At 68.3% G+C, this 21,578-nt stretch carries 22 protein-coding genes; 11 read left to right on the top strand and 11 right to left on the bottom strand.

The genetic code is table 11. The features are described from left to right. Positions 1–10: 10 nt before the first annotated feature. Both CY658_RS13835 and CY658_RS13830 read right to left on the bottom strand, forming a co-directional pair. Complete coding sequence (locus CY658_RS13835; protein ID WP_101490755.1) at positions 11–868, bottom strand: pirin family protein; 858 nt, start codon at positions 866–868, stop codon at positions 11–13. Further along, a complete protein-coding gene (locus CY658_RS13830) occupies positions 865–1,458 on the bottom strand; it encodes an NADPH-dependent FMN reductase (protein ID WP_101490754.1) in 594 nt (197 codons plus the stop codon). The genes CY658_RS13835 and CY658_RS13830 overlap by 4 nt, the downstream gene beginning before the upstream one ends. A 139-nt stretch (positions 1,459–1,597) precedes the next feature. Here CY658_RS13830 and CY658_RS13825 point away from each other — a divergent pair, with 139 nt between their 5' ends. The 3 genes from CY658_RS13825 to CY658_RS13815 are packed head-to-tail and all read left to right on the top strand — an operon-like array spanning position 1,598 to position 3,897. Beyond that, complete coding sequence (locus CY658_RS13825) at positions 1,598–2,527, top strand: LysR family transcriptional regulator (protein ID WP_101490753.1); 930 nt, start codon at positions 1,598–1,600, stop codon at positions 2,525–2,527. Positions 2,528–2,565: 38 nt separating this feature from the next. Beyond that, positions 2,566–3,042, top strand: a complete 477-nt coding sequence (locus tag CY658_RS13820) for an FKBP-type peptidyl-prolyl cis-trans isomerase (RefSeq protein WP_101490752.1) — start codon at positions 2,566–2,568, stop codon at positions 3,040–3,042. A gap of 18 nt (positions 3,043–3,060) precedes the next feature. Further along, complete coding sequence (locus CY658_RS13815; protein WP_101490751.1) at positions 3,061–3,897, top strand: DUF6216 family protein; 837 nt, start codon at positions 3,061–3,063, stop codon at positions 3,895–3,897. A gap of 31 nt (positions 3,898–3,928) precedes the next feature. Here the strand turns inward: CY658_RS13815 and CY658_RS13810 are convergent, their stop codons facing one another. After that, on the bottom strand, positions 3,929–5,500 hold the full coding sequence (locus CY658_RS13810; RefSeq protein WP_101490750.1) for a CYTH and CHAD domain-containing protein: 1,572 nt from the start codon (positions 5,498–5,500) through the stop codon (positions 3,929–3,931). A 163-nt stretch (positions 5,501–5,663) separates the two neighbouring features. On the opposite strand from CY658_RS13810, the gene CY658_RS13805 reads away from it, so the two are divergent. Further along, positions 5,664–6,080, top strand: a complete 417-nt coding sequence (locus CY658_RS13805; protein ID WP_101490749.1) for a VOC family protein — start codon at positions 5,664–5,666, stop codon at positions 6,078–6,080. Positions 6,081–6,226: 146 nt separating this feature from the next. After that, positions 6,227–7,309, top strand: a complete 1,083-nt coding sequence (locus CY658_RS13800) for a pirin family protein (RefSeq protein ID WP_101490748.1) — start codon at positions 6,227–6,229, stop codon at positions 7,307–7,309. Positions 7,310–7,332: 23 nt separating this feature from the next. Here the strand turns inward: CY658_RS13800 and CY658_RS13795 are convergent, their stop codons facing one another. After that, the gene (locus CY658_RS13795) at positions 7,333–7,623 is read right to left on the bottom strand and encodes a YciI family protein (RefSeq protein WP_062473524.1); all 291 of its coding nucleotides are present in this window, start codon (positions 7,621–7,623) and stop codon (positions 7,333–7,335) included. 221 nt (positions 7,624–7,844) lie between these two features. Between CY658_RS13795 and CY658_RS13790 the strand changes: the two genes are divergently transcribed. The 3 genes from CY658_RS13790 to CY658_RS13780 all read left to right on the top strand — a co-directional run bounded on the left by CY658_RS13790 (position 7,845) and on the right by CY658_RS13780 (position 9,450). After that, positions 7,845–8,153 carry a putative quinol monooxygenase gene (locus tag CY658_RS13790; RefSeq protein ID WP_101490747.1) on the top strand — a complete coding sequence of 103 codons (309 nt, stop codon included), beginning with the start codon at positions 7,845–7,847 and terminating at the stop codon, positions 8,151–8,153. A gap of 124 nt (positions 8,154–8,277) precedes the next feature. Beyond that, positions 8,278–8,835, top strand: coding sequence for a hypothetical protein (locus CY658_RS13785; protein ID WP_257884865.1), 558 nt, complete (start codon positions 8,278–8,280; stop codon positions 8,833–8,835). 15 nt (positions 8,836–8,850) lie between these two features. Then, entirely contained in the window at positions 8,851–9,450 is a 600-nt protein-coding gene (locus CY658_RS13780; protein WP_101490745.1) for a hypothetical protein, read from the top strand. Positions 9,451–9,520: 70 nt separating this feature from the next. On the opposite strand, the gene gap is transcribed toward CY658_RS13780, so the two are convergent. After that, complete coding sequence (gap, locus tag CY658_RS13775; RefSeq protein WP_099794203.1) at positions 9,521–10,522, bottom strand: type I glyceraldehyde-3-phosphate dehydrogenase; 1,002 nt, start codon at positions 10,520–10,522, stop codon at positions 9,521–9,523. 64 nt (positions 10,523–10,586) lie between these two features. Then, a complete protein-coding gene (locus CY658_RS13770) occupies positions 10,587–12,692 on the bottom strand; it encodes a transketolase family protein (protein WP_101490744.1) in 2,106 nt (701 codons plus the stop codon). Positions 12,693–12,841: 149 nt separating this feature from the next. Here CY658_RS13770 and speD point away from each other — a divergent pair, with 149 nt between their 5' ends. The 3 genes from speD to CY658_RS13755 are packed head-to-tail and all read left to right on the top strand — an operon-like array spanning position 12,842 to position 15,350. Continuing rightward, the gene (gene speD, locus CY658_RS13765) at positions 12,842–13,231 is read left to right on the top strand and encodes an adenosylmethionine decarboxylase (protein ID WP_101490743.1); all 390 of its coding nucleotides are present in this window, start codon (positions 12,842–12,844) and stop codon (positions 13,229–13,231) included. Positions 13,232–13,245: 14 nt separating this feature from the next. Further along, a complete protein-coding gene (locus CY658_RS13760) occupies positions 13,246–13,956 on the top strand; it encodes a nucleotidyltransferase family protein (protein ID WP_101491283.1) in 711 nt (236 codons plus the stop codon). Continuing rightward, positions 13,953–15,350, top strand: coding sequence for an aminopeptidase P N-terminal domain-containing protein (locus CY658_RS13755; RefSeq protein WP_101490742.1), 1,398 nt, complete (start codon positions 13,953–13,955; stop codon positions 15,348–15,350). Before CY658_RS13760 ends, CY658_RS13755 begins: the two co-directional genes overlap by 4 nt. Position 15,351: 1 nt before the next feature. On the opposite strand, the gene CY658_RS13750 is transcribed toward CY658_RS13755, so the two are convergent. The 5 genes from CY658_RS13750 to pbpC all read right to left on the bottom strand — a co-directional run bounded on the left by CY658_RS13750 (position 15,352) and on the right by pbpC (position 21,562). Further along, entirely contained in the window at positions 15,352–15,699 is a 348-nt protein-coding gene (locus CY658_RS13750; protein WP_101490741.1) for a DUF3325 domain-containing protein, read from the bottom strand. Continuing rightward, positions 15,699–17,360, bottom strand: a complete 1,662-nt coding sequence (locus CY658_RS13745) for a PepSY-associated TM helix domain-containing protein (protein ID WP_101490740.1) — start codon at positions 17,358–17,360, stop codon at positions 15,699–15,701. Before CY658_RS13745 ends, CY658_RS13750 begins: the two co-directional genes overlap by 1 nt. Beyond that, the gene (locus CY658_RS13740) at positions 17,357–17,746 is read right to left on the bottom strand and encodes a DUF3649 domain-containing protein (RefSeq protein ID WP_308217209.1); all 390 of its coding nucleotides are present in this window, start codon (positions 17,744–17,746) and stop codon (positions 17,357–17,359) included. The genes CY658_RS13745 and CY658_RS13740 overlap by 4 nt, the downstream gene beginning before the upstream one ends. A 74-nt stretch (positions 17,747–17,820) precedes the next feature. Then, entirely contained in the window at positions 17,821–19,182 is a 1,362-nt protein-coding gene (locus CY658_RS13735; RefSeq protein ID WP_101490738.1) for an esterase-like activity of phytase family protein, read from the bottom strand. A 70-nt stretch (positions 19,183–19,252) separates the two neighbouring features. Then, positions 19,253–21,562, bottom strand: a complete 2,310-nt coding sequence (gene pbpC / locus CY658_RS13730) for a penicillin-binding protein 1C (protein ID WP_257884863.1) — start codon at positions 21,560–21,562, stop codon at positions 19,253–19,255. Between the last annotated feature and the right edge of the window lie 16 nt (positions 21,563–21,578).

The raw sequence follows: 21,578 nt of genomic DNA, 5'->3' as shown, positions 1-21,578 counted from the left end.
TACGCGTGGTTCAGTTCAGCCGGCCTTCCTCGCGCAGCTTTGCGCCGATGCGGCGGATCTCGGCCTCGCCCTGGTCGAGCGTCGCGCGGCTCGTGTGCACCGAGTAGTGGCCCATCACCAGCTCGTGCGGATGCGGCACCGCCGAGCCGAGCACGAAGGCCGTGTCGCCCTGCGCCACGACATCGAGCGCCGCGTCGGACTCTTCGAACACCGCGAGCTCGCCCGTGCCGATGGGTTCGCCGGTGCCGTCGCCCGCGTCGAGCCGACCCGCATTCACCGCGACCCAGCCCACCGTGTGCCCGGCGGGCGGCGTGTAGCGCCAGCGTTCGCCGTCCTTCAGCTGCACGGCCAGGTAGTTCATCGGCGAGGGCGCCGGAATGGGGCTCTGCGCCGCGCCGTAGCGCCCGAGCAGCACGCGCGCCGGGCCTTCCTGCGGCACCTGCGAGGGCGCGAGGTAAATGCTCTGCGCGGGCGCGTTTTCCTCGGCGGCCGGCAGCGCCACCCAGAGCTGGAAGCCCTGCACGCGCGTCACGCCCGGCGCCGGTGCGCCCGTGTGCCACACGCCGTTGCCCGCGCGCATCCACTCGACGCCACCGCCGCGCAGCACGCCCTGTTCGCCGGTCGTGTCCTCGTACAGCGTGTCGCCTTCGATGAGCCAGGTCAGCGTGGCGATGCCCGAGTGCGGGTGCATGCCGAAGCCCTTGTGGCCGCCCGTGGTGTCGAAGCCGAACAGGTCGAGGAACACGAAAGGCTTGAGGTACTCGCCCAGGTCGCCCGGGCTCATGAGCCGCGTGATCGGACCGTGCTTGGCGCCGCGCGTGCGGTAGACGATGGCGCGGGTGTCTGTGCCAACAACAGCTGCGGTCATGCGGCCTCCCTGGCGGTCTTCAGTGCGCGGGTCCACCACGCCATGTCGTCGAGCAGGCCCGTGGCCGACTGCGCCAGGTGCGGGAAGTCGTCGAACGATTTGCCCTGCTGCCAGATGCCGAGGAACTCGACCATGCCGATGTGCACCGCGTGGCGCACCGGTGCCATCTGCATCTCGACCGCGACCAGGCGCAGCTGTTCCACGGCCCGCGCCGCACCCACACCGCCGTAACCCACGAAGCCGATCGGCTTGCGGATGAACTCCTTGTAGGCCCAGTCGATCGCGTTCTTCAGCACTGCGCTCGGGCCGTGGTTGTACTCGGGCGTGACGACGATGAGCCCGTCGAAGGTGGCCAGCTTGGCCTGCCAGCGCTGCGCGGCCTCGTTCTTCACCGGGCCCCAGGCGGGCGCGCCGGCTTCGTTGAAAAAGGGCAGCGGATGGTCGCGCAGGTCGACCAGCTCGAAGGCCAGGTCGGCGCGCTGCTTGGCGATCTCGTGGATCCAGTGCGCGGGCTTCTCGCCGAACCGGCCTTCGCGGGTCGAGGCGATGACGATGCCGATGCGGGGTTGCTGTTGCTGCTGTCCGGTCATGGGGTGCGTGCTCCTGAATGAAATGGGGGTGGTCGAAGGCCGCAAGGCCACGGACCCAAGGTTAGGCACGCACGCATTGATCGACTAGACGGTAGAGTCGGATTGCACTCGTCCACAAACAGAAGGAATAGGCCCCGCCATGCTCGACCTCAACGACATCGCCGTCTTCGTGCAGGTGGTGCGCCACGGCAGCTTTGCCGAGGCCGGCCGGCGGCTGGGCCTGCCGCCCAACACCGTGAGCCGGCGCATCCAGCAGCTGGAGGCGCAACTCGGCACCCGGCTGCTGCAGCGCTCGACCCGCAAGCTCACGCTCACCGGCGCCGGGCAGGCGTTTCACGAACGCTGCGCCGAGGCGGTCGACGGGCTGGTCGAGGCCGGGCAGGCGCTCATCACCGGCAGCCAGGAACCCAGCGGCCGGGTGCGCGTGGCGGCCACGGCCGATTTCTTCGACTTTTTTCCCATGGCCTGGGTGGCCGACTTCCTGTCGGCGTACCCGCTGGTGCGCGTCGAGTTCGTGCTCAGCGACGCCAAGGCCGACCTGATCGCCGAGCAGATCGACATCGCCTTCCGCGGCGGCGCGCTGGCCGACTCGGGGTACGTCGCCCGTCAGCTGCTCGGCCCGCGCACCGACGGCCTCGTCGCCAGCCCCGCCTACCTGGCCGCGCGCGGCACGCCCGCCACGCTGGGCGAGCTGGCCGACCACGACTGCGTGACCCCCGCCCACCCCAGCGGCCGCACCACGTGGCGCCTGACCGGGCCCGGCGGGAAGGAAGAAGAAGTGCAGGTGGGTGGCCGTTTCAGCGGCAACACCGCGCAGGCACTGCGCAAGGCCGCCATCGCCGACCTGGGCATCGCGCTGCTGCCGCCGGCCATGGGGCGGCTCGATGTGGAGGCCGGGCGGCTGGTGCCGGTGCTGCCGCAGTACCAGCGCACCGGGCACGGGCTGAGCGTGGTCTACCCCAGCCGCAAGCACCTGCCGCGGGCGGTGTCGGCGTTCATCGCGGTGGTGACGCAGAAGCTGCGGGAGGACGAGGCGTTGCCGGATGTGTGGCGGGCGCGGATGACCTGACTTCGGACGCGGATCGATTTCCACAGAAAATGCCCGCCATGAAAATCGAAAAAGACACCGTCGTCACCCTCAAGTACAAAGTCGCCGACGCCCAGGGCAAGCTCATCGAAGCCAGCCCCGAGCCGATGGCCTACCTGCATGGCGGTTACGAGAACACCCTGCCCAAGATCGAGCAAGCGCTCGACGGCCAGGAAAAGGGCTTCCAGACCACGCTGAACCTCGCCCCCGAAGACGCCTTCGGCCTGCGCGACGAAGCGCTGGTGCGCACCATTCCCAAGACCGAGTTCCCGCCCGGCGTGAAGGTCGGCGGCCAGCTGCAGGGCCGGCTCGACGACGGCACCGAGCACGTGTTCACCGTGACCAAGATCAAGGGCCCGGTCGTGCTGCTCGACGGCAACCACCCGTGGGCCGGCAAGGCGCTGAAGTTCAGCCTGCAGGTGACAGACGTGCGCGCGGCGCTGCCGGTGGAGATCGAGCACCGGCATGTGCATGGGGCGCATGGGCACCATCACTAAGAAGCAGCCGCGCACGCAATGGAGCTCGCCAGTGTTTCCGGATTTCTGGGCCTCCTGCCGCCAGCCCTGATTGCGTTTGCGTTTTTCTGGGCCGTGAAGCGCGCAGGATCACGTCAAGTCATCGTCCATCGGCTTTGGCAGTTTGTTCGTGGGAAGCATGAAATCGCCGACCCCGAAATCCGGGCGTTCGCCGAGGAAGAGGCGAGCTTCATCTCGTTCCGCATCTTGGCGGGCGTTCCGGTTTCGTCGCTCGAAAAAGCCCATGAACTCATTCGCTGGACAAAGCTGAACGATGTGCAGATGTACCGCCTGCGCCTCTGTGGTGATTTCTTCGATCCAGATGCCCGGCAGGTCAAAGTAGACGAGCTGCCTTCGGGGTTCACCCAAAAGCTGAGGGCCGCGTGGATGATGTGGTGGTTGCTTGTCGCAGCAGTGAGCTTCGGGAGCCTGTTTCTCGATCGAACGGTCCTGTCCCTCAACGCGACGCAGAGGTCCTTCTTTGCCACGTCGACGGAGTTCGGCACGCTCTCTTCGATCATTCCGTTTGGTTCCAAATCGCTCAAGGCCGCTGACTGCACGCGCCCTGCCAGCGCCAACGCGGAGCGAAGTGGGTTCACCGAGCAAGAAGTCGGCATCCTCTGTTCGATCCTCACGGACAGCGGTACCAACGCTTTTCTCAAGCGCACGCTTGCCGAACAGTTCTGGTCATCCGTCAAGCTGTTCGGTGTGAGTGCCGTGCTGTTCTGGATGAGCTTCTTTTCATGGATCGCAGGGGCTTCCGCAAAGAAACTCGCGGGAAGGCAGATCGACCCCGCCGTGCCGGGCTCCCAGCTGAGCCTGGGCCTCTCGACCTGATGTCAGCGCCGACGGTGCCGCAACAGCACCGTCACTTCTTCCAGAACCTCGGCGCCTCGCCGATCGTCCCCAGCGCCTTGCGGCAAGCCTTCGCACCCGCCGCACGGCGCGCGCTGAACCAGCCGACCGCAAACCACGCGCGCGGGTCGCGCGATGCGACCTCGCGGTACAGCGCGAGCGCCACCGCCTCGTCGTTGAACTCGCCCAGCGCGTCCTGCGCGGGGCGCAGGGCTTTCAGGTAGCGCTCGGCTGCGTCCTTCTTCTTTTTGCCGCCTTCCGCCTCGGCGAACAACGGCGCCACAAATTCCGCCAGGTAGCGCAGGCGCTTGAGCCGCTTGCGCGCGCGGTGCTGATGCTCGGTGGCGAGCGATTCGAAACGCTCGCCGTCGCGCACGGCCTGCTTGTGCAGGCGCTGGAGCCGTTCGCGCAGGAGTTGGCGGGCCTCGTCGGCGGCCAGCGCCGTGGACCCCGTCGACGGGGGCGAGGCAGCGGTGAAGCCGATCAGCGACACCAGCACGTCCTGGAACGCCGCAGCGCGCACGATGTCGCCGGGCGTCAGCACGGACGCCGTTGTGCCGCCGTCGGCATCGCCCGCCAGCGGATCGACCTCCGGCGCGCCCGCTTCGCGCAGCCGCGGCTGCGCAAGCTTCACGACCTGTTCGCGGTCGCGCAGATCGCCGAGCGCGCGGAAGGCGTCGACCAGCGGCGGCTCCCAGGCGGCTGCGTCGAAGCGGCTCGTGTCGGCGTCGAGCCCCGCGAGTTCACGCAGCGCGGTGCGCAGGCGGCGGATGCCGATGCGCAGCTGGTGGATCTGTTCTTCGTCGGTGCTGCCTGCGGCGATCTCGCTGGCGTTGGGCAGCATCTGGGCCAGGCACGACGCGACCACGGCCTGCTGGAGGGCGCGGCCGTCTCGGCCCTGCGGAAAGCGCGGCGCCTCAGCCTTGACGGCGAGCACGGTCTCCTGTTCGGCCAGCAGGCGCATGCCGCGCTCGGCCTTCGAGACGGTGCTGAACCACAGGCCGTGCTGCTGCGACCAGCGCCGCGCGAGCGCCACGAGCCCCTGCACGTCGCCGCTCTTGAGTTCGAGCTCCAGCTCGCACACGGGCGAGCTGCGCTGTGCGGGCGTGCCCGCGTGCACGACGACCTTGCCGACGTCGAGCGCCATCTCGACGACGGCGCCGCCCGGGCCGCTCACGCGCAGGTCGCGCGTGAGCCGCACGATGTCGGTCGACTGGCGCTCGACCAGCGGCACCGGGGCGCCATCGACCGGCTGCAGCAGGCGGGCCAGCCGCTCGCCGACGGGCGTGCCGGCGTGGCGCGCGGGGTCGATGGCGGGCGCGGCGGCGCCGGTGCCCAGGTCGACGTTGTGCTCGAGCCGGTGCAGCGCGTTGTCGCCGGCGGCCTTGACGGTCTGCACCCAGCGCCGGCCCTCCTTGCGCAGGCGCAGCACCATGCCGTCGGCGACGAGGCGCTGGTCGGCGGTGTCGAAATAGCGGGCTTGCAGGCGCGTGCGCACGACGGCGCCGCGCCGCAATGCGGCTTCGACCGCCTTCAGGCGGTCGGGGGGAATGCAGAACTTGAACTCGATTTCCATGGTGTTCATGATGCCCGCTCTTCTTCCTCCTGAGCGACGTGGTGCCGGCCGATTCCGGCGCTTCGAAAAATCATGTGGACACCGTCCATTTTCTTTGATATCTTTTGTGGACGGCGTACACAAGACGTCGGCAAACACCCCATCAACCCTTCATCGACACAGGCAAGACACCATGGCCACCAAGCAGATCTTCGTGAACCTCCCCGTCAAGAACCTCGACAAGAGCAAGGCGTTCTTCGGCGCACTGGGCTACACCTTCAACCCGCAGTTCACCGACGCCAACGCCGCCTGCATGGTCATCCATGAAGGCAGCATCCACGCGATGCTGCTGATGGAAGACTTCTTCAAGACCTTCACGACCAAGGCCATCACCGACACCCGCACGAGCACCGAGGTGCTGGTGTGCCTGTCGTGCGAGAGCCGCGCCGAGGTCGAAGACCTGGTCGCCAAGGCGGTGGCCGCGGGCGCCACGACGCCCAGCGAGCCGAAGGACTACGGCTTCATGTACGGCCACGGCTTCCAGGACCTGGACGGCCACCTGTGGGAACTGGTCTACATGGACCCGAACGCCGAGATGCCCGCGCAGTAACACCGGCCCGGACGATGCCCATCGTTCCATATGCGCTCTTGATCGTTGCGCGGAAGGCACCTACCGAAAGGCGGCGGCGCCCCGATATTCCTGGTTCAGGCACGGCCCGCATGGCGGCCGTGCCCACCCCACCCAGGAGTCCCGACATGTCCGACAGCAACGAAAGCAGCAGCAACAGCAGCCCGTCTCCCATCGTCCAGGTCCAGCCACTCGGCTTCCCGTGGCAGACGCTGGACCCGTTCCTGTTCTGCGTCTACCACGACGACGCGTACCCGAAGGCCAACGGCCGCATGGGCCCCGAGGCCTCGCTGGCCGGCCGCCAGATCGGCCAGGACTTCAGCCGCAAGGACGGCTGGAGCATGTACCACGGCGAGACGGTGCCGGGCTTTCCCTCGCACCCGCACCGCGGCTTCGAGACGGTGACCATCGTGCGCAAGGGCCTGATCGACCATTCCGACTCGCTGGGCGCCACCGCGCGCTTCGGCGGCGGCGACGTGCAGTGGCTCACGGCCGGCAAGGGCATCGTGCATTCGGAGATGTTCCCGCTGCTCGACGCCAGCGCGCCGAACCCGCTGGAGCTGTTCCAGATCTGGCTCAACCTGCCGGCGAAGAACAAGATGGCCGAGCCGCACTTCACGATGTTCTGGTCGGAGGCGATTCCGCGCTTCGCCTCGGACGACGCGCAGGGCGGCCGCACCGAGGTGGCGGTGATCGCCGGACGCTTCGGCGCCGATGACGCACAAGCCCAGGCGGCCATCGACCCGCTCGCACCGCCGCCCGATTCATGGGCCGCGCAGGCCGGCGCCGACCTCGCGATCTGGACGCTGCGCATGACGCCCGGTGCGCGCTGGACGCTGCCGCCCGCCACCGGCGAGGGCACGCGGCGCATGCTGTACTTCTTCAAGGGTGCCACCGCACAGGTGGCAGGCCGGCGCGTGGACGGGCCGGCGGCCATCGAGCTGCGCGCGGACGCGGCCGTGGAACTGTGCAACGGCCCCGAGGGCGACGGCGAGTTTTTGCTGATGCAGGGCCGCCCGATCGGCGAGCCTGTGGCGCAGTACGGCCCCTTCGTGATGAACACGCAGGCCGAGATCAGCCAGACGATGGCCGACTACCGCCGCACGCAATTTGGTGGCTGGCCCTGGGCCGATCCGGCGCCGGTGCATGGTGCCGAGGCCGCGCGATTTGCGCGGCACCCGGACGGGCGCGAGGAAGTGCCGGGGGCTTGATCGGCTTCTGAAACTGCGCAGCGTCAGTAGCCGCGCAGCACTTCGACGCTCAGCGCGGTCATGCTGGGGATGAACTCGATGACGTCGGTGCGCGCGACGCCGCCTTGCACGAAGGGGTCGCGCGCGAGCACCGCCTCGAGCCCCTCGCGGTCGCCCGAGCGCGCGAGGATCACGCCGCCCTTGCGCGGCACCTGGCGCCCCGAGGCCACGAACAGGCCGCTGGCGTAGTGCTTCTTGAGCCAGGTGACATGCGCATCCATCAGAGCGTCGAGTTCCTCGAGCGGGCGGATGTAGGTCAGGGTGACGATGAACATGGCAAAAGGCAGGTCGATGCGGAAGAAGACCTGATCCTATGACCTCGGCGCGACAGTGGCGGGGCGAGAGTGTGTCTCGCGGGTAACTGTGTCGCATGCGGCGTGTGCATGCGGTGGCCGAGCGGCGGCCTTGTCGCCCACCGGACCTGCGCGGCGGCGCGCGATCTCGTAGATTCGGTGGCTCCCTTCACCCTGAACCACCTCACCGGAGACCCTGTTCCATGATCCAAGTCGTTGCCGTCATCACCGCCAAGCCCGGCCAGCGCGCCCGTCTGCTCGAAGCCTTCATCGCCAACCGCGCCGCCGTGCTCGCCGAAGAGGGCTGCATCGAGTACGGGGCCACGATCGACGCACAGGGCGTTCCGCCGTCGAAGGCCAGCTTCGGGCCCGACACCTTTGTGGTGATCGAGAAATGGGCCTCGCTCCCGGCCCTGCAGGCACACGGGGTCGCGCCGCACATGGCCGCCTTCAGCGCCCAGACCCGGGAGTTCACCGAGAGCAAACTGATCCACGTGCTCGAACCGATCTGAGTTCGCCGCGCCGCAGCCTTCGCGCGCGGCGCGATGCCTGCTACCCTCGCGCCGGGGAGAAGAAGACATCTCGGACGAGGGGGTTCAAGACATGGCGATCGTCTTCAGACCGCAGGGTCTACGCATGCGCACTGGCGCGCTCCTGCTGGCTGCACTGGCCACGGGCTGCGCGCAGCTCGGCGCACCGCCCTATGCCGCCGATTACGAGGCGCTCGACCGGCTCGAGGCCCACAACCCCGGCAAGGTCGCGGTCGCCAAGGTGCAACCCACCGACCCCAACGACAGGATCAACACCCTGGGCCTGCGCCGCGCCAGGCTGGTGTCGCCCAGCGGCACCTTCGCCCAGTACCTCGAAGACGCGCTGATGCGCGACCTGGGCGAGATCTCGGTCTACGACCCCAAGGCGCCGACCCGCATCGCGGCACGCATCCTCGTCAACGAGCTCGACCTGGGCGTGATCAACGGCTCCGGCCGCATGGACGTCGAAGTCACCGTCACGCGCAACGCCGCGCAGAAACTGCGCAAGACCTACCGCGGCGAGATCGCCTTCGATTCGAGCTACGCCAACATCGTGGCCGTGCCCGCCGGACAGGCGGCGTATCCGCGGCTGGTGCGGGCGCTGCTGCGGCAGGTGTATGCCGATCCGCAGTTCGTTGCGGCCATCGCGCCGTCTGCGCAGTAAGGCCGGAGAAGCACCATGTCGTTTCTTACTTCTTCTCCGATGCCCCGGCTGGCCGCAGCGCTGGCAACCGTCGCGCTGCTGGCGGGCTGCTCCCACCCAATCACGATGATCACCGAGACCGCACCGCCCCGGTCGACCGCCCACCTCATCCCCAAGAAGGTGGCCTACGTGATGACCGACGCACAGCGCGATTTGCAGGTGATCACCGCCGGCGGCAGCGGCGACCGCGTGAGCTACTACCCGTACCGCGACCTGGAAAAGTCGATCCGCGATGCGCTGCGCGGGGTCTACCGCAACGTGGTCGTGCTGCGCACCGCGGGCGATGCCAAGGCCAACGAAGCGGCGGGCGTGTCGCTGGTGTTCACGCCGCAGATCAAGACCGATTCGAGTTCGTCCTCATGGATCACCTGGCCGCCCACCGCGTTCACGGCCGAGGTGGCGTGCGTGGTGACGGACACCGCGGGCGCCGAAGTCACGCGCGTGCGCGCGGTCGGCAACGGCACAGCGGAGTTCGGCGAGTTCAACGGCGACTACGGGCTGGCCGCACGGCGCGCCGCCACGCGGATGACGGCGCAGCTCAGCAGCGAGATCCGGCGCAACGAGAAGCTGCGCTGAGCGGCTCGACGACCATTCGCCCATGAAAAAACGCGCCCGAGGGCGCGTTTCTTATGGGAGCCGCGAAGTCTTACTTCGACACGACCTTCACCATCTCGAGGCACTTGTTCGAGTAGCCCCATTCGTTGTCGTACCAGCTCACGAGCTTCACGAAGGTGCTGTCCAGGGCAATGCCGGCTTCGGCGTCGAAGATCGAGGTGCGCGGGTCGCCGCGGAAGTCGGTGGCGACCACCTTGTCTTCGGTGTAGCCCAGCACGCCCTTCAGCGCGCCTTCGCTCTGTGCCTTCATTTCGGCGCAGATCTCGGCGTACGTGGCTTCCTTCTCGAGCTCGACCACGAGGTCGACCACCGACACGTCGGAGGTCGGCACGCGGAAGCTCATGCCCGTGAGCTTCTTGTTGAGCTCGGGGATCACCACGCCCACGGCCTTGGCAGCGCCAGTGCTCGAGGGAATGATGTTTTCCAGGATGCCGCGGCCGCCGCGCCAGTCCTTGTTGCTCGGGCCGTCGACGGTCTTTTGCGTGGCGGTGGCCGCGTGCACGGTGGTCATCAGGCCGCGCTTGATGCCCCACTTGTCGTTCAGCACCTTGGCCAGCGGGGCCAGGCAGTTGGTGGTGCAGCTGGCGTTGCTGATGATGGCTTCGCCGGCGTACTTCTTGTCGTTCACGCCGTAGACGAACATGGGGGTGTCGTCCTTCGAGGGGGCCGACAGGATCACCTTCTTGGCGCCTGCGTCGATGTGCTTCTGCGCGGTTTCCTTGGTGAGGAACAGGCCGGTCGACTCGAGCACGATGTCGGCGCCGACTTCGTTCCACTTGAGCTGCGACGGGTCGCGCTCTTGCGTCAGGCGGATCTTCTTGCCGTTCACGATCAACGTGTTGCCTTCGACCGTCACTTCACCCTTGAAGCGGCCATGCACCGAGTCGTACTGGAGCATGTAAGCCAGGTATTCCGGCTCGAGCAAGTCGTTGATGGCAACGATTTCGATGTCGTTCTTGAAGTTCTGCACGGCTGCGCGCAGCACGTTGCGACCGATGCGGCCGAAGCCGTTGATACCGAGTTTGATAGCCATCTGACTTGCTCCTAAGGTTGAAAAACTTTTTGATCGGACGGGAAGCGGACGAACCGCGCGACGCTCAGTCGCGCAGGGCCGCTTCCACGGTGGCGGCCACGTTCTCCGCCGTGAAACCGAAGTGCTTGAACAGCACGGGCGCGGGGGCCGACTCGCCGTAGCTGTCGATGCCAACCACGGCCGCGCAGCCGTACTTCCACCAGCCGTCGGTGCAACCCATTTCGACCGCGACGCGCGGGATCTTCTTGGGCAGCACGGCCTTCTTGTAGGCCAGGTCCTGGCGGTCGAAGGTGGTGGTCGAAGGCATCGACACCACGCGCACGGCGATCTTCTTGTCGGCCAGCAGCTTCTGGGCGGCCAGCGCGAGCTGCACTTCGGAGCCGGTGGCGATGATGACGGCTGCCGTCTTCTTGTTCTTGAGGCCGACGTTCTCGGGCTCGGACAGCACGTAGGCACCACGGCTGATGTCGCCCAGGTCGCTCTTGGCGGCGTAGGCGATGTTCTGGCGGCTCAGCAGCAGCGCGGTCGGGCGCGTGGCGTTCTGCAGTGCGACAGCCCAGGCCACGGCGGTTTCGGCCGTGTCGCCCGGACGCCAGACGTCCAGGTTGGGAATGAGGCGCAGCGAGGCGGCGTGCTCGATCGACTGGTGCGTCGGGCCGTCTTCACCCAGGCCGATGGAGTCGTGCGTGAACACGTGCACCACGCGGCGCTTCATGAGCGCGGCCATGCGGATGGCGTTGCGGCTGTAGTCGCTGAAGGTGAGGAAGGTGCCGCCGTAGGGGATGTAGCCGCCATGCAGCGCCACGCCGTTCATGATGGCGGCCATGCCGAATTCGCGCACGCCGTAGTTGATGTGGCGGCCGATCTCGCCGTGCGGCGGCTCGACGGCATCGCCTTGTGCGGCTTCGTCTTCGCCGCCCTGGGGCACCACCGGTGCGGGGGGCGCGTTCAGCACGACGGCGCCGGTCTTGGCGTCGAAGCGCAGCGCGGCGGTGCTCTTGGTGTTGGTGAGGTTGGAGCCCGTGAGGTCGGCGCTGCCGCCGAGCATTTCGGGCAGCGCGGCCGTGAAGGCTTCCAGCGCGAGCTGGCTGGCTTTGCGGCTGGCGACGGTTTCGCCCTTGGTGTGGGCGGCGACCACGGTGTCGAAGGCGACCTGGTGGAAGTTCTTGGGCAGCTCGCCCTTCATGCGGCGCGTGAACTCGGCGGCGAGTTCGGGGTACGCGGCCGTGTAGGCGGCGAAGGTGTCGTTCCAGGCGGCTTCGGTCTTGGCGCCTTCGGCCTTGTGGTCCCAGTCGGCGTACACGTCGGCCGGGATTTCGAAGGCGGGGTAGGGCCAGCCGATGGCTTCGCGCGTGAGCTTGATTTCTTCGGCACCCAGCGCCTCGCCGTGCGCCTTGGCGGTGCCGGCGCGGTTCGGGCTGCCCTTGCCGATGGTGGTCTTGCAGACGATCAGCGTGGGCTTGGTGGCTTCCTTCTTGGCCTTGGCGATGGCCTGGGCCACTTCCTTGGCGTCGTTGCCGTCAATCGGGCCGATGACGTTCCAGCCATAGCCCTTGAAGCGTTCTTCGGTGTTGTCGATGAACCAGGGCTTGACCTGGCCGTCGATGCTGATGCCGTTGTCGTCGTACAGGGCGATCAGCTTGTTCAGGTGCCAGGCGCCGGCGAGGGCGCAGGCTTCGTGGCTGATGCCTTCCATCACGCAACCGTCGCCCAGGAAGGCGTAGGTGTGGTGGTCGACGATGGCGAGGTTCTTGCGGTTGAACTCGGCGGCGAGCAGCTTCTCGGCCAGCGCGAAGCCCACGGCGTTGGTGATGCCCTGGCCCAGCGGGCCGGTGGTGGTTTCGACGCCGGGGGTGACGTCGACTTCAGGGTGGCCGGCGGTCTTGCTGTGCAGCTGGCGGAAGTTCTTGATCTCGGCCAGGGGCAGGTCGTAGCCCGTGAGGTGCAGCACCGCGTAGATCAGCATCGAGGCGTGGCCGTTGGACAGCACGAAGCGGTCGCGGTCGAACCAATGCGGGTTGGCGGGGTTGTAGCGCAGGTGCTCGCCCCACAGGGCGACGGCCATGTCGGCCATGCCCATCGGTGCGCCCGGATGTCCGGAATTTGCTTGTTGAACGGCATCCATTGCCAGCGCGCGGATCGCGTTGGCCATCAGGGCTTGGTTTGCCATGGGCAGTGGGCTTTCGGGGGAAAAGGGTGGGTGGGGGATACGGGAGAACCCGAGATTTTACCGGGCGAGCCGCGCCCGGCCTCGATACAGGGCCAACACCCCGCTGATGCTCTCTTGTGTCGCAGGCACGGCTGCTAGAGTTGCCCCCCATGCAAGGGCTGCACCTCACCGCCGATCTCCACGACTGCCAATGCGGCCTCCAATGGCTCACCGACGGGCGCGCGCTCGGCGAGGTCTGCACCAAGGCCGTGACGGCCGCGGGGCTGCAGGCCGTGGGCAAATTGGTCCACGGTTTTCCCGCCACGCCGCAGGGCCCGGGCGGCGTGACGGCCACGCTGCTGCTGGCCGAATCGCACCTGTGCATCCACACCTGGCCCGAGCAGCGCGGCGTGACGCTCGACGTGTACGTGTGCAACTTCGGCGCCGACCACTCGGCCAAGGCGCATGCGCTGATGGCCTGCCTGGTGGCGCTGTTCCAGCCCCGCCACAGCGAACGCAATGAGCTGCAACGCGGCCGTGTGGCCGGGTCGGTGCGGTGACGGCGGTGCGCGCGATGATCCTGGCCGCGGGCCGCGGCGAACGCATGCGACCGCTGACCGACGCCACGCCCAAGCCCCTGCTCGACGTGCGCGGCAAGCCGCTGATGCAGTGGCCGATGGAAGCGTTGGCCAAGGGCGGCTTCACCGAACTGGTGGTCAACACCGACTGGCTCGGCGCGCAGGTCGCCGCCCGGTTCGGCGCGAACCCTGTGCTGGAGGGGCATGGCGCGCTGTCCATCTCCTATTCCGACGAGGGCCGCGACTTCGGCGGCGCGCTCGAAACGGCGGGCGGCATCGTGCGAGCGCTGCCGCTGCTGGGCGAGGTGTTCTGGGTCGCAGCCGGCGACGTGTTCGCGCCCGACTTCCGCTTCACGCAGGCCGCGGTCGACCGCTTCCTGGCCAGCGGCAAGCTCGCCCACCTGTGGCTGGTGCCGAACCCGGCGCACAACCTCAAGGGCGACTTCGGCCTCTCGGCCGAGGGGCTCGCGCTGAACCAGGCGGCCGACAAATACACCTTCTCGACCATCGGCCTGTACCGCGCCGCGCTGTTCGCGCCGCCGTACAGCAGCATCGCGGCGGGCAACCCGGGCGGCGTCAAGGCCCCATTGGCCCCGATCCTGCGCGCTGCGATGGACAATGAACAAGTGAGCGCCGAGCTCTACACCGCCCCCTGGACCGACGTGGGAACTCCCGAACGGCTTGCCCAACTGAACACGCCAAAATGACCTTCGCAGACACCGCCACGATCTACGCCGAGCGCCGCGCGCGCCTCGCTTCGCAACTGGGCAAAGACGGCATCGCCATCGTTCCCACCGCGCTCGAGCGCCAGCGCAACCGCGACAGCGACTTCCTGTTCCGCCACGACAGCTACTTCTACTACCTGACCGGCTTCACCGAGCCCAATGCCTGGCTGGTGCTGGCAGGCGACGGCCGCGCCACGCTGTTCTGCGCGCCCAAAGACCTCGAGCGCGAGATCTGGGACGGCTACCGCCTCGGCCCCGACGCCGCCCCCGCCGCGCTGGGCGTGGACGAGGCGTTCTCGGTGAACGACCTCGACGCCAAGCTGCCGAAGCTGCTCGAGAACCGATCGACCGTGTGGTTCCCCTTCGCCACCCACAAGGGCCTCGAAACCCGCATCGACGGCTGGCTGCAGTCGGTGCGCGCGCGCGTGCGCTACGGCGCGCTGTGCCCCGAGGAGCAGCGCGACCTGTGCGGCCCGCTCGACGAGATGCGCCTGGTCAAGGACGCGCATGAACAAGACATCATGCGCCGCGCCGCGCAGATCAGCGCCCGCGCCCACATCCGCGCGATGCAGCTGTCGGCGCGCATGCTGCGCGAGGGCAAGGACGTGCGCGAGTACCACCTCGACGCCGAGCTGCTGCACGAGTTCCGCCTGGGCGGCTCGCAGTACCCGGCCTACGGCTCCATCGTCGCGGCCGGCGCCAACGCCTGCGTGCTGCACTACCGCGCCGACGCCGCGCCCGTGCGCCAGGGCGAGCTGGTGCTGATCGACGCCGGCTGCGAACTCGACGGCTACGCCAGCGACATCACCCGCACCTTCCCCGCCGACGGTAAATTCAGCGGCCCGCAGCGCGCGCTGTACGACCTGGTGCTCGCCAGCCAGGACGCTTCGGCCGCCGCCACCAAAGCCGGCAACCGCTTCAACGACCCGCACGACGCGGCCGTGAAGGTGCTGGCGCAGGGCATGCTCGACCTGGGCCTGCTCGACGGCAACAAGGTCGGCAGCGTCGACGACGTGATCGACTCGCGCGCCTACTTCCAGTTCTACATGCACCGCACCGGCCATTGGCTGGGCATGGACGTGCACGACTGCGGCAGCTACGTCGAGCCCACGCAGGTGGGCGAGGTGAGCGAGCGCAAGGACCCGTTGTCCAACGAACTCATCAAGAACCGACCCAGCCGCATCCTGCACCCGGGCATGGTGCTGACGCTGGAACCCGGCATCTACGTGCGGCCGGGCGAGGGCGTGCCCGAACAATTCCACAACATCGGCATCCGCATCGAGGACGACGCGATCGTCACGGCCACGGGCTGCGAACTGATTTCGCGGGGGGTGCCGGTGAAGGCGGATGAGATCGAGGCGTTGATGCGCGCGTGAGTCAGGCGGGCAGCGCGCAGAACAGCGCCTGCCCGATCGCGAGCACCGCCGCGCCCGCGGCGATGCGCGGAAAGCGATGCGGCAACCCGCTCAGCAGCCCCACCGTGGCCAGCGCCGCCGCAGTGAGCGCCCCCAGCCACAGCACCCACCCCACCGACCCGCCCGCCGCCTCCAGGCTGGCCCACAGCGACAGGCACAGCAGCGCCGTCCCCCCGAGCTGCAGCCATCGGCGCCATGCACCCGGCGTGCTGCCGCGGCCGAAGACGTCTTCGCTGTGGCGGTCCATCGCGAGGCTCAGCGCGCAAAAGCCGGCCAGCGAGGCCGCGAACACCAATCCGAGCAGCGGCATCACGATCCTTGTCCTGCTGCAGCCGAGGCAGCGAGTTCCGTCGGTGGCGGCGGCTTGACGGCTTTCTTGGGCGCCGCCAAAGCCTTGCGGCGCTTGCGCTCCACCAGCCAGGTCGCACCCGCGAGCCCCAGGCCGAGCGCGATCGCCACGAGGTCGAAGCCCGCCACCGAACTCGGTCCGCTGCGCAGGCTGACCGTGAGCGGTGCAGGACCGGTGAAGGCGTTGAGCACGGGCAGCAGCGCGAACAGCAGCGCGCCGAGCGCGAGCTGCGCCTGCCACATGCGCAGGGTGGGGCGCAGCAGGCCCAGCACGGCGGTGGCGCCCCAGACGATGAAGAACCAGCGGATCTCGGCCTCGTTGCGGCCCGCCACGTCGACCGGCAGCAGGCGGTTGGCCCAGAAGAAGGCGGCCATGGCCACGGGCAGGCCCGCGATCGCGCCGAGGTTCAACCCGTCGACGAGCCGCAGGCCGAAACCGATGCGTCCGCCCTGCTTGAGGGTCTTGGCGTATTTCTGGCGCTCCTTCACGGCCCACAGCAAGAGGCCCGTTGCCACCATCAGGCAGCCCGCCAGGCCCGACACGAAGAACAGCGCGCGCAGCAGCGGATCGGCAAAGCGGCCGATGTGCAGGCCGTAGAGCACGCCGCGCGTCTCGGCCGCGGCCTTGGGCACGTCGCCGAAGGTGCCGATGAGTGCGCCGGTCGAGCCGTTGAACTGCATCGTCGGCTGCTCGTACGACAGATGCCGGCCCTCGGCCCGCGCGAGCGAGACCACGGCGTTGGCGTCGTTGGGCTGGTGCACCACGATGCGGCCGACGGGCGCGCCGTCCCAGTGGGCCGTGGCCTGCGCCACCATGGGTGCGAGGGGCGCCAGCCCTGCCTTCGTGCCCGAGGGCTTGATCTGCGTGCGCACACCGCCCGGGAAGGCCTCGGCGAAGAAGGTGTCGTTGCCGCCGTGCGCCTTGTAGGCCACCTGCGGCCCCCATGGCATGTACATGAACATCAGCGTGACCAGCCCGGTGTAGGTGATCATGGCGTGGTACGGCAGCGCAAGCACGGCGGTGACGTTGTGCGCGTCGAGCCAACTGCGCTGGCCCTTCTTGGGACGGAAGGTGAAGAAGTCCTTGAAGATTCGCTTGTGCGTGACGATGCCGCTGACGATGGCCACCAGCATGAACATCGCGCAGAAGCCGACGATCCAGCGTGCCCAGAGCGCGGGCATGTAGTGCAGGTCGAAATGCAGGCGGTAGAAGAACTCGCCGCCGCGCGTCTCGCGCGGCGCGGTGATCGCCTGGCCCGTGGCCGGGTCGAGCGTGGCGCGGTCGAAGCCGCGGCGCCGTTCCACGGGCGGCGAACCGGCCGGCGGCGGCGGCTTGATCGACAGCACGCCGACCGCCGGCTCGCGCGCCGTCGGCAGCGTGATGAACCAGCGCGCCGCATTGCCGGCGTTGCGGTTCAGGTAGGCCGTCGCGTTCTCGGCCGCGACCGCCTGGGCCACACTGCCGTGCGAAATGGCATGCAGCTCCGGCTTCATCCAGAAGGTGATTTCGTCCTTGAAGTACGACGCCGTGCCGGCCGCGAACACCATGAAGAGCACCCAGCCGACCAAGAGGCCCGACCAGGTGTGCAGCCACGCCATCGACTGGCGGAATCCGTCCTTCATGCGGCACCTCCGCCGCCCTGAGTCCACAGCAGCAACAGCAGGCCCTGCAGCGCCGCCGCGATGGCGAGGCCGGTCCAGGCGCGCCACGCCGAACGGGCCGCAAAGACCCACATCACGGCCACGGCGTAGACGAGGAAGGAGACCAGCGTGCCGGTCAGCGCGGCTTCGCTGCGCGCCATGTCGAAGAGGGCGGGCAGGCCCAGCGCGAGCACGGCGGCCGACAGCGCGGCCACGCCATAGCCGCCCGCGATGGCGGCAACGGCCCGCGACGCCACGCTCATCCGGTAACGGACGCCGGCGCTCACGACGAGCGCCGGACGGCGTGCAAGGTCGTTCGGAAATTCATGGGACAGAGGGAGAGGAGAAACCTGGAGAATGAGAATCATACTCATCTTCTGGGTTTTTCCAGCCCCCGCCCATCCCGCGAGCGGGGCCTTGAAACGCGGGCGGCGCTTTACGCTTACTTCGCCTGCAGCAGCGCGCCGGCTTCGAGCAGCACCAGCTCGTTGTCGTCGGCCTTGTTCGGCTCGCGGCTGGTGGAGAAGGGCAGGTTGTTGTCGTTGCCGACCACGATGTGCGTGGCGTCGACCACGTCGACGTTCTCGATGGTGAAGAACGGGAACTTGAGCACGCCGTCGTTCAGCGGCTTGCGCGCCAGCTTGTTCGGGTCGGCGATGTTCAGCAGGTCGATGTAGCCGATCTTGCGCACCGCGCCGCCCACGTTCGCATCGCTCAGCTCGACCTTGTAGACGCGCTTGAACTTGGCGATGTCGTGGAAGCAGTCGGTACGCTTCTGGCCTTCGGGGCAGGCCTTGTCAGACGTGCCTTCGCCGTTGTCGCGCTCGATGATGAGGCCCGTGGTGCCGTCGATCATGTTGAAGTCGCCGATGGCGTGGCCGTTCGCTTCGAGCACGTACTTCCAATGACGCCCCGTCCATTTTTCAGAGGCCACGTCGAACTCCAGAACCCGCAGCGCTTCCTTGCCGTCGAGCTTCTCGTAGTCCTTCGTCTCGGCGTTCCACACCGGGCCTTCGAGCAGCGCGTAGAGCTTGCTGCCGTCCTTCGACGACGCCATGCCTTCGAAGCCCTTCGAGCGCTTGATCTGGAAATCGACCCCTCCACCTGGCAGGCCCGGTGCGCCCGGCGTGGTCACAGCGGGATGGTCGGGCGAGCGCACGGCCTTGCCGTCGACCTGCGTGTCGAACACGGCGAGCACCTTGCCCTTGAGGTCGGCCTTGATGAGGAAGGGGCCGAACTCCTCGCCGATCCACAGCGCGCCGCCGGCGAACTGGAAGCTCTCGGGGTCGAAGTCGGAGCCCGTCAGGTAGCGTTGCTTCGTGCCTTCATGGACGATGCGGAACGGCACCTTCTTGTCGGGGTCGTGCAGGAAGATCGTGTTCAGGCGGTTGAACTTGCCGCTCTTGAAGTCCACCTTGTAGTGGTTCAGGTAGAGCATGAAGTCGGGCGAGTTGGCCTTCGCGCCGGCGCCGTTGTCCGTCAGCACCCAGAACGAGCCGTCGTCCATCTTCTTGATGCCCGAGTGACCCTGCAGCGGTTGGCCCTTGAAGGGCACCGACACGCCGGTGCCGCGGCCGGCCGAGAGGCCTTCGACCGTGCCCAGCGCTTCGACGCGCTTGCCGGTCGTGAACTTGCCGCTGACCTGCAGGTCGGCCGGTGCGTCTTTCGGTGCAGCGACGAAGCTCTGCGCGGGCAGCACGGCGTGGCCGGCGAGCGTGGCGGGGAAGGCGGTCTGGGCAGCAGCACCACCGCAAGCGAAGGCGGTGGCGAGCGCGATGAAAGAGAGAGAGGCAAGACGCGTCATGGGCAGAAGAAAGGTTTCAGTCGAAACGCGAGACCATGCCGAGCCCGCGTGACGCAGCCATGACATCCGTTCAAGGCGCGATGTCTACCGTCACCTCGCGCGACTCGGCGCGGCCCTGGTCGTCGACCGCGCGCAGCACGTAGCGCCGTCCCGACTCGGCCATGTCCGGCATCCAGGTGATGCCTTCGCCGGGCGACGCCTTGCCGATCAATGCGTCATCGGCGAACCAGTAGATCGCCTGCGTGCCCGCCGCCGCTTCGGCGCGCAGCACGAGCGGCTCCGGCCTCTTCACGCGCAGCGTGTGCCGTACGCCGCGCAAGGGCGAGGTGATGAGCGGCGCCGTCTCCGAGGCCTCGCCCTTCTCGCAGCCATCGGCCGGCAGGCTCGCGCGCGGCAGGCCGGCCTGGCGGAAGAGCCGGCGCATGTCGCTGCCCCATTGCTCGACCACCTGCTGGCGCGCGTTGGGCTGCGGCCCGCACACCACCTTGCCGGTCGTCTCGTCGACCCACACCGCGCGGTGCAGGTTGCTGACCTGGATCGGCGACTTGCCGGCGATGAACCATGTCGTGGTGCGCACCGGGCACAGCGCGTCGGGCAGCCCGCCCGTCGCCGTGCACACCTCGACCTGCCGCAGATCGGCCGGCTGGCGCGTCGCAATCTCGCCCGGGTCCAGCCGCTCGGCGCGCAGCGCATCGACCATGCGCAGGAACAGCGGCGCGGCCGCATCGACACCCACGAGTGCGGGGTTGCTCGTGCCGTCGAAATTGCCGACCCACACCACGAGCACGTGGCGACCGAACACACCCGCGGTCCACGCATCGCGAAAGCCCCACGAGGTGCCCGTCTTCCATGCGATGGCGGGGCGCGCGGGCAGCGTGGTGTCGGGGCGCGGCGTGTGACGCAGCATGTCGAGCGTGATGAACGACGCCTCTTCGCTCAGCAAGCGCAGCGGCTGCGCGGGCCGCTCATCGGGCGCGGGCTGCGTGTAGCGAATCGGCTGCGAAATGCCGCCGTTCGCCAGCGTGGCGTAGAGGCCCGCGAGCTCCTCGGGCGTGACCTCACCACCACCGAGCACCAGCGCGAGGCCGTAGTGCGATTCGCTTTGCAGCTTCTGCACACCCGCAAGCCGCATGAAGTCGTAGAGCCCCGGTTTCGAAAGCTTTGCGGCCACGGCGACTGCCGGAATGTTGCGGCTGCGGATCAGCGCTTCCTGCGCGGGCAGCGGGCCGGCGAAGCGATGGTCGAAGTTCTCGGGTGTGTAGGGACCGAAGGAAGTTGGTGCGTCCTTCAGCATCGTCTTCGGATGCAGCAGCCCCTGGTCGAGCGCGAGCGCATAGATGAAGGGCTTGAGCGTGGAGCCCGGCGAGCGCTTGGCCTGCGTGCCGTTGACCTGCCCCGCGATCGCGTCGTTGTGCCAGTCGGCCGAACCGATCAGCGCGCGCACCTGCATGGTCGAGGCGTCGAGCAGCAGCGCGCTCGCGTTGGTCATGCCCACGCCGGCGTGTGTGCGCAGGTACTGACCCATCACGCGCTCAAGCGTGGCCTGCATGCGCAGGTCGATGGTGGTGCGCACTTCCTGCACACCACGCTCTTGCGCGAGCAGCATGTCGGTGGCGTGCGGCGCGAGAAAGGGAAGGCTGCCGCGCGACTGCGCCGAGAGCGCGAGTTGCGCGTCGGGCGCATGCTGCTTCGCGGTCGGATCGCGCTCGGCCCACAGCGCCCACAGGCGTTCGCGCGCGGATTGCAGTTCGGCATTGCGACCGCGCTCGGCAATGCGTTTGACGGGGTTCTGCGGAATCACCGCGAGCGTCAGCGCTTCGGGCAGGCTGAGCTTGGCGGCGTCCTTGCGGAAGTAGATGAGGCTCGCGGCCTGAACGCCTTCGATGTTGCCGCCGTAGGGCGCGGTGTTCAGGTACGCCTCGAGGATCTCGCGCTTGCTGAAGCGCGCCTCCAGCCACAGGGCCGCGCCGATCTGCGCGACCTTGCCCAAGGCCGTGCGGCTGTCGATGCCGTAGACGCGCCGCGCGAGCTGCATCGTGAGCGTCGAGCCGCCCTGCCTGCGCTCGCCGCTGGCGATGCGCCAGGCGCTGCGCACCAGCGCGGCGGGGTTGACGCCGGGGTGCGTGTAGAAGCGGCGGTCTTCATAGAGCAGCACCGCATCGATCAGCGTTGGGGAGATGCGGTCGAGCGGCACCCAGAGGCGGTATTGCTCGTCGTTTGCGAGCGTGAGGCGCAGCAGCTCACCGCCTTGCGCGTACACGGCGCGCGAGCTGCCGACGGTTTCGCTGAGCGGGGCATGCGGCCAGAAGCGCAGCAGCGCGAGCAGGAAGGCCCCCGCCAACGCCCACAGCGCGGGCTTCCTGAGCCTTTCCAACTTCACGCTGAAGCGCATCGCA

The organism is Variovorax sp. RO1, from assembly GCF_002849325.1.
Classification (GTDB): Bacteria; Pseudomonadota; Gammaproteobacteria; order Burkholderiales; family Burkholderiaceae_C; genus Variovorax.
The sequence above is the reverse complement of the archived record's forward strand: the minus strand, read 5'-3'. Positions and strand labels throughout refer to the sequence as shown.

Excerpts from the sequence above, each read along its gene's own strand:
- CY658_RS13750 (WP_101490741.1), bottom strand. The coding sequence starts at position 15,699 with ATGCCGCTGCTCGGATTGGTGTTCGCGGCCTCGCTGGCCGGCTTTTGC.
- CY658_RS13780 (WP_101490745.1), top strand. The coding sequence starts at position 8,851 with ATGTCGTTTCTTACTTCTTCTCCGATGCCCCGGCTGGCCGCAGCGCTG.
- CY658_RS13760 (WP_101491283.1), top strand. The coding sequence starts at position 13,246 with ATGATCCTGGCCGCGGGCCGCGGCGAACGCATGCGACCGCTGACCGAC.
- CY658_RS13795 (WP_062473524.1), bottom strand. The coding sequence starts at position 7,623 with ATGTTCATCGTCACCCTGACCTACATCCGCCCGCTCGAGGAACTCGAC.
- speD (WP_101490743.1), top strand. The coding sequence starts at position 12,842 with ATGCAAGGGCTGCACCTCACCGCCGATCTCCACGACTGCCAATGCGGC.
- CY658_RS13735 (WP_101490738.1), bottom strand. The coding sequence starts at position 19,182 with ATGACGCGTCTTGCCTCTCTCTCTTTCATCGCGCTCGCCACCGCCTTC.
- CY658_RS13815 (WP_101490751.1), top strand. The coding sequence starts at position 3,061 with ATGGAGCTCGCCAGTGTTTCCGGATTTCTGGGCCTCCTGCCGCCAGCC.
- CY658_RS13830 (WP_101490754.1), bottom strand. The coding sequence starts at position 1,458 with ATGACCGGACAGCAGCAACAGCAACCCCGCATCGGCATCGTCATCGCC.
- CY658_RS13805 (WP_101490749.1), top strand. The coding sequence starts at position 5,664 with ATGGCCACCAAGCAGATCTTCGTGAACCTCCCCGTCAAGAACCTCGAC.
- CY658_RS13810 (WP_101490750.1), bottom strand. The coding sequence starts at position 5,500 with ATGAACACCATGGAAATCGAGTTCAAGTTCTGCATTCCCCCCGACCGC.
- CY658_RS13740 (WP_308217209.1), bottom strand. The coding sequence starts at position 17,746 with ATGATTCTCATTCTCCAGGTTTCTCCTCTCCCTCTGTCCCATGAATTT.
- CY658_RS13755 (WP_101490742.1), top strand. The coding sequence starts at position 13,953 with ATGACCTTCGCAGACACCGCCACGATCTACGCCGAGCGCCGCGCGCGC.
- CY658_RS13785 (WP_257884865.1), top strand. The coding sequence starts at position 8,278 with ATGCGCACTGGCGCGCTCCTGCTGGCTGCACTGGCCACGGGCTGCGCG.
- gap (WP_099794203.1), bottom strand. The coding sequence starts at position 10,522 with ATGGCTATCAAACTCGGTATCAACGGCTTCGGCCGCATCGGTCGCAAC.
- CY658_RS13770 (WP_101490744.1), bottom strand. The coding sequence starts at position 12,692 with ATGGCAAACCAAGCCCTGATGGCCAACGCGATCCGCGCGCTGGCAATG.
- CY658_RS13745 (WP_101490740.1), bottom strand. The coding sequence starts at position 17,360 with ATGAAGGACGGATTCCGCCAGTCGATGGCGTGGCTGCACACCTGGTCG.
- CY658_RS13800 (WP_101490748.1), top strand. The coding sequence starts at position 6,227 with ATGTCCGACAGCAACGAAAGCAGCAGCAACAGCAGCCCGTCTCCCATC.
- CY658_RS13825 (WP_101490753.1), top strand. The coding sequence starts at position 1,598 with ATGCTCGACCTCAACGACATCGCCGTCTTCGTGCAGGTGGTGCGCCAC.
- CY658_RS13835 (WP_101490755.1), bottom strand. The coding sequence starts at position 868 with ATGACCGCAGCTGTTGTTGGCACAGACACCCGCGCCATCGTCTACCGC.
- CY658_RS13820 (WP_101490752.1), top strand. The coding sequence starts at position 2,566 with ATGAAAATCGAAAAAGACACCGTCGTCACCCTCAAGTACAAAGTCGCC.
- CY658_RS13790 (WP_101490747.1), top strand. The coding sequence starts at position 7,845 with ATGATCCAAGTCGTTGCCGTCATCACCGCCAAGCCCGGCCAGCGCGCC.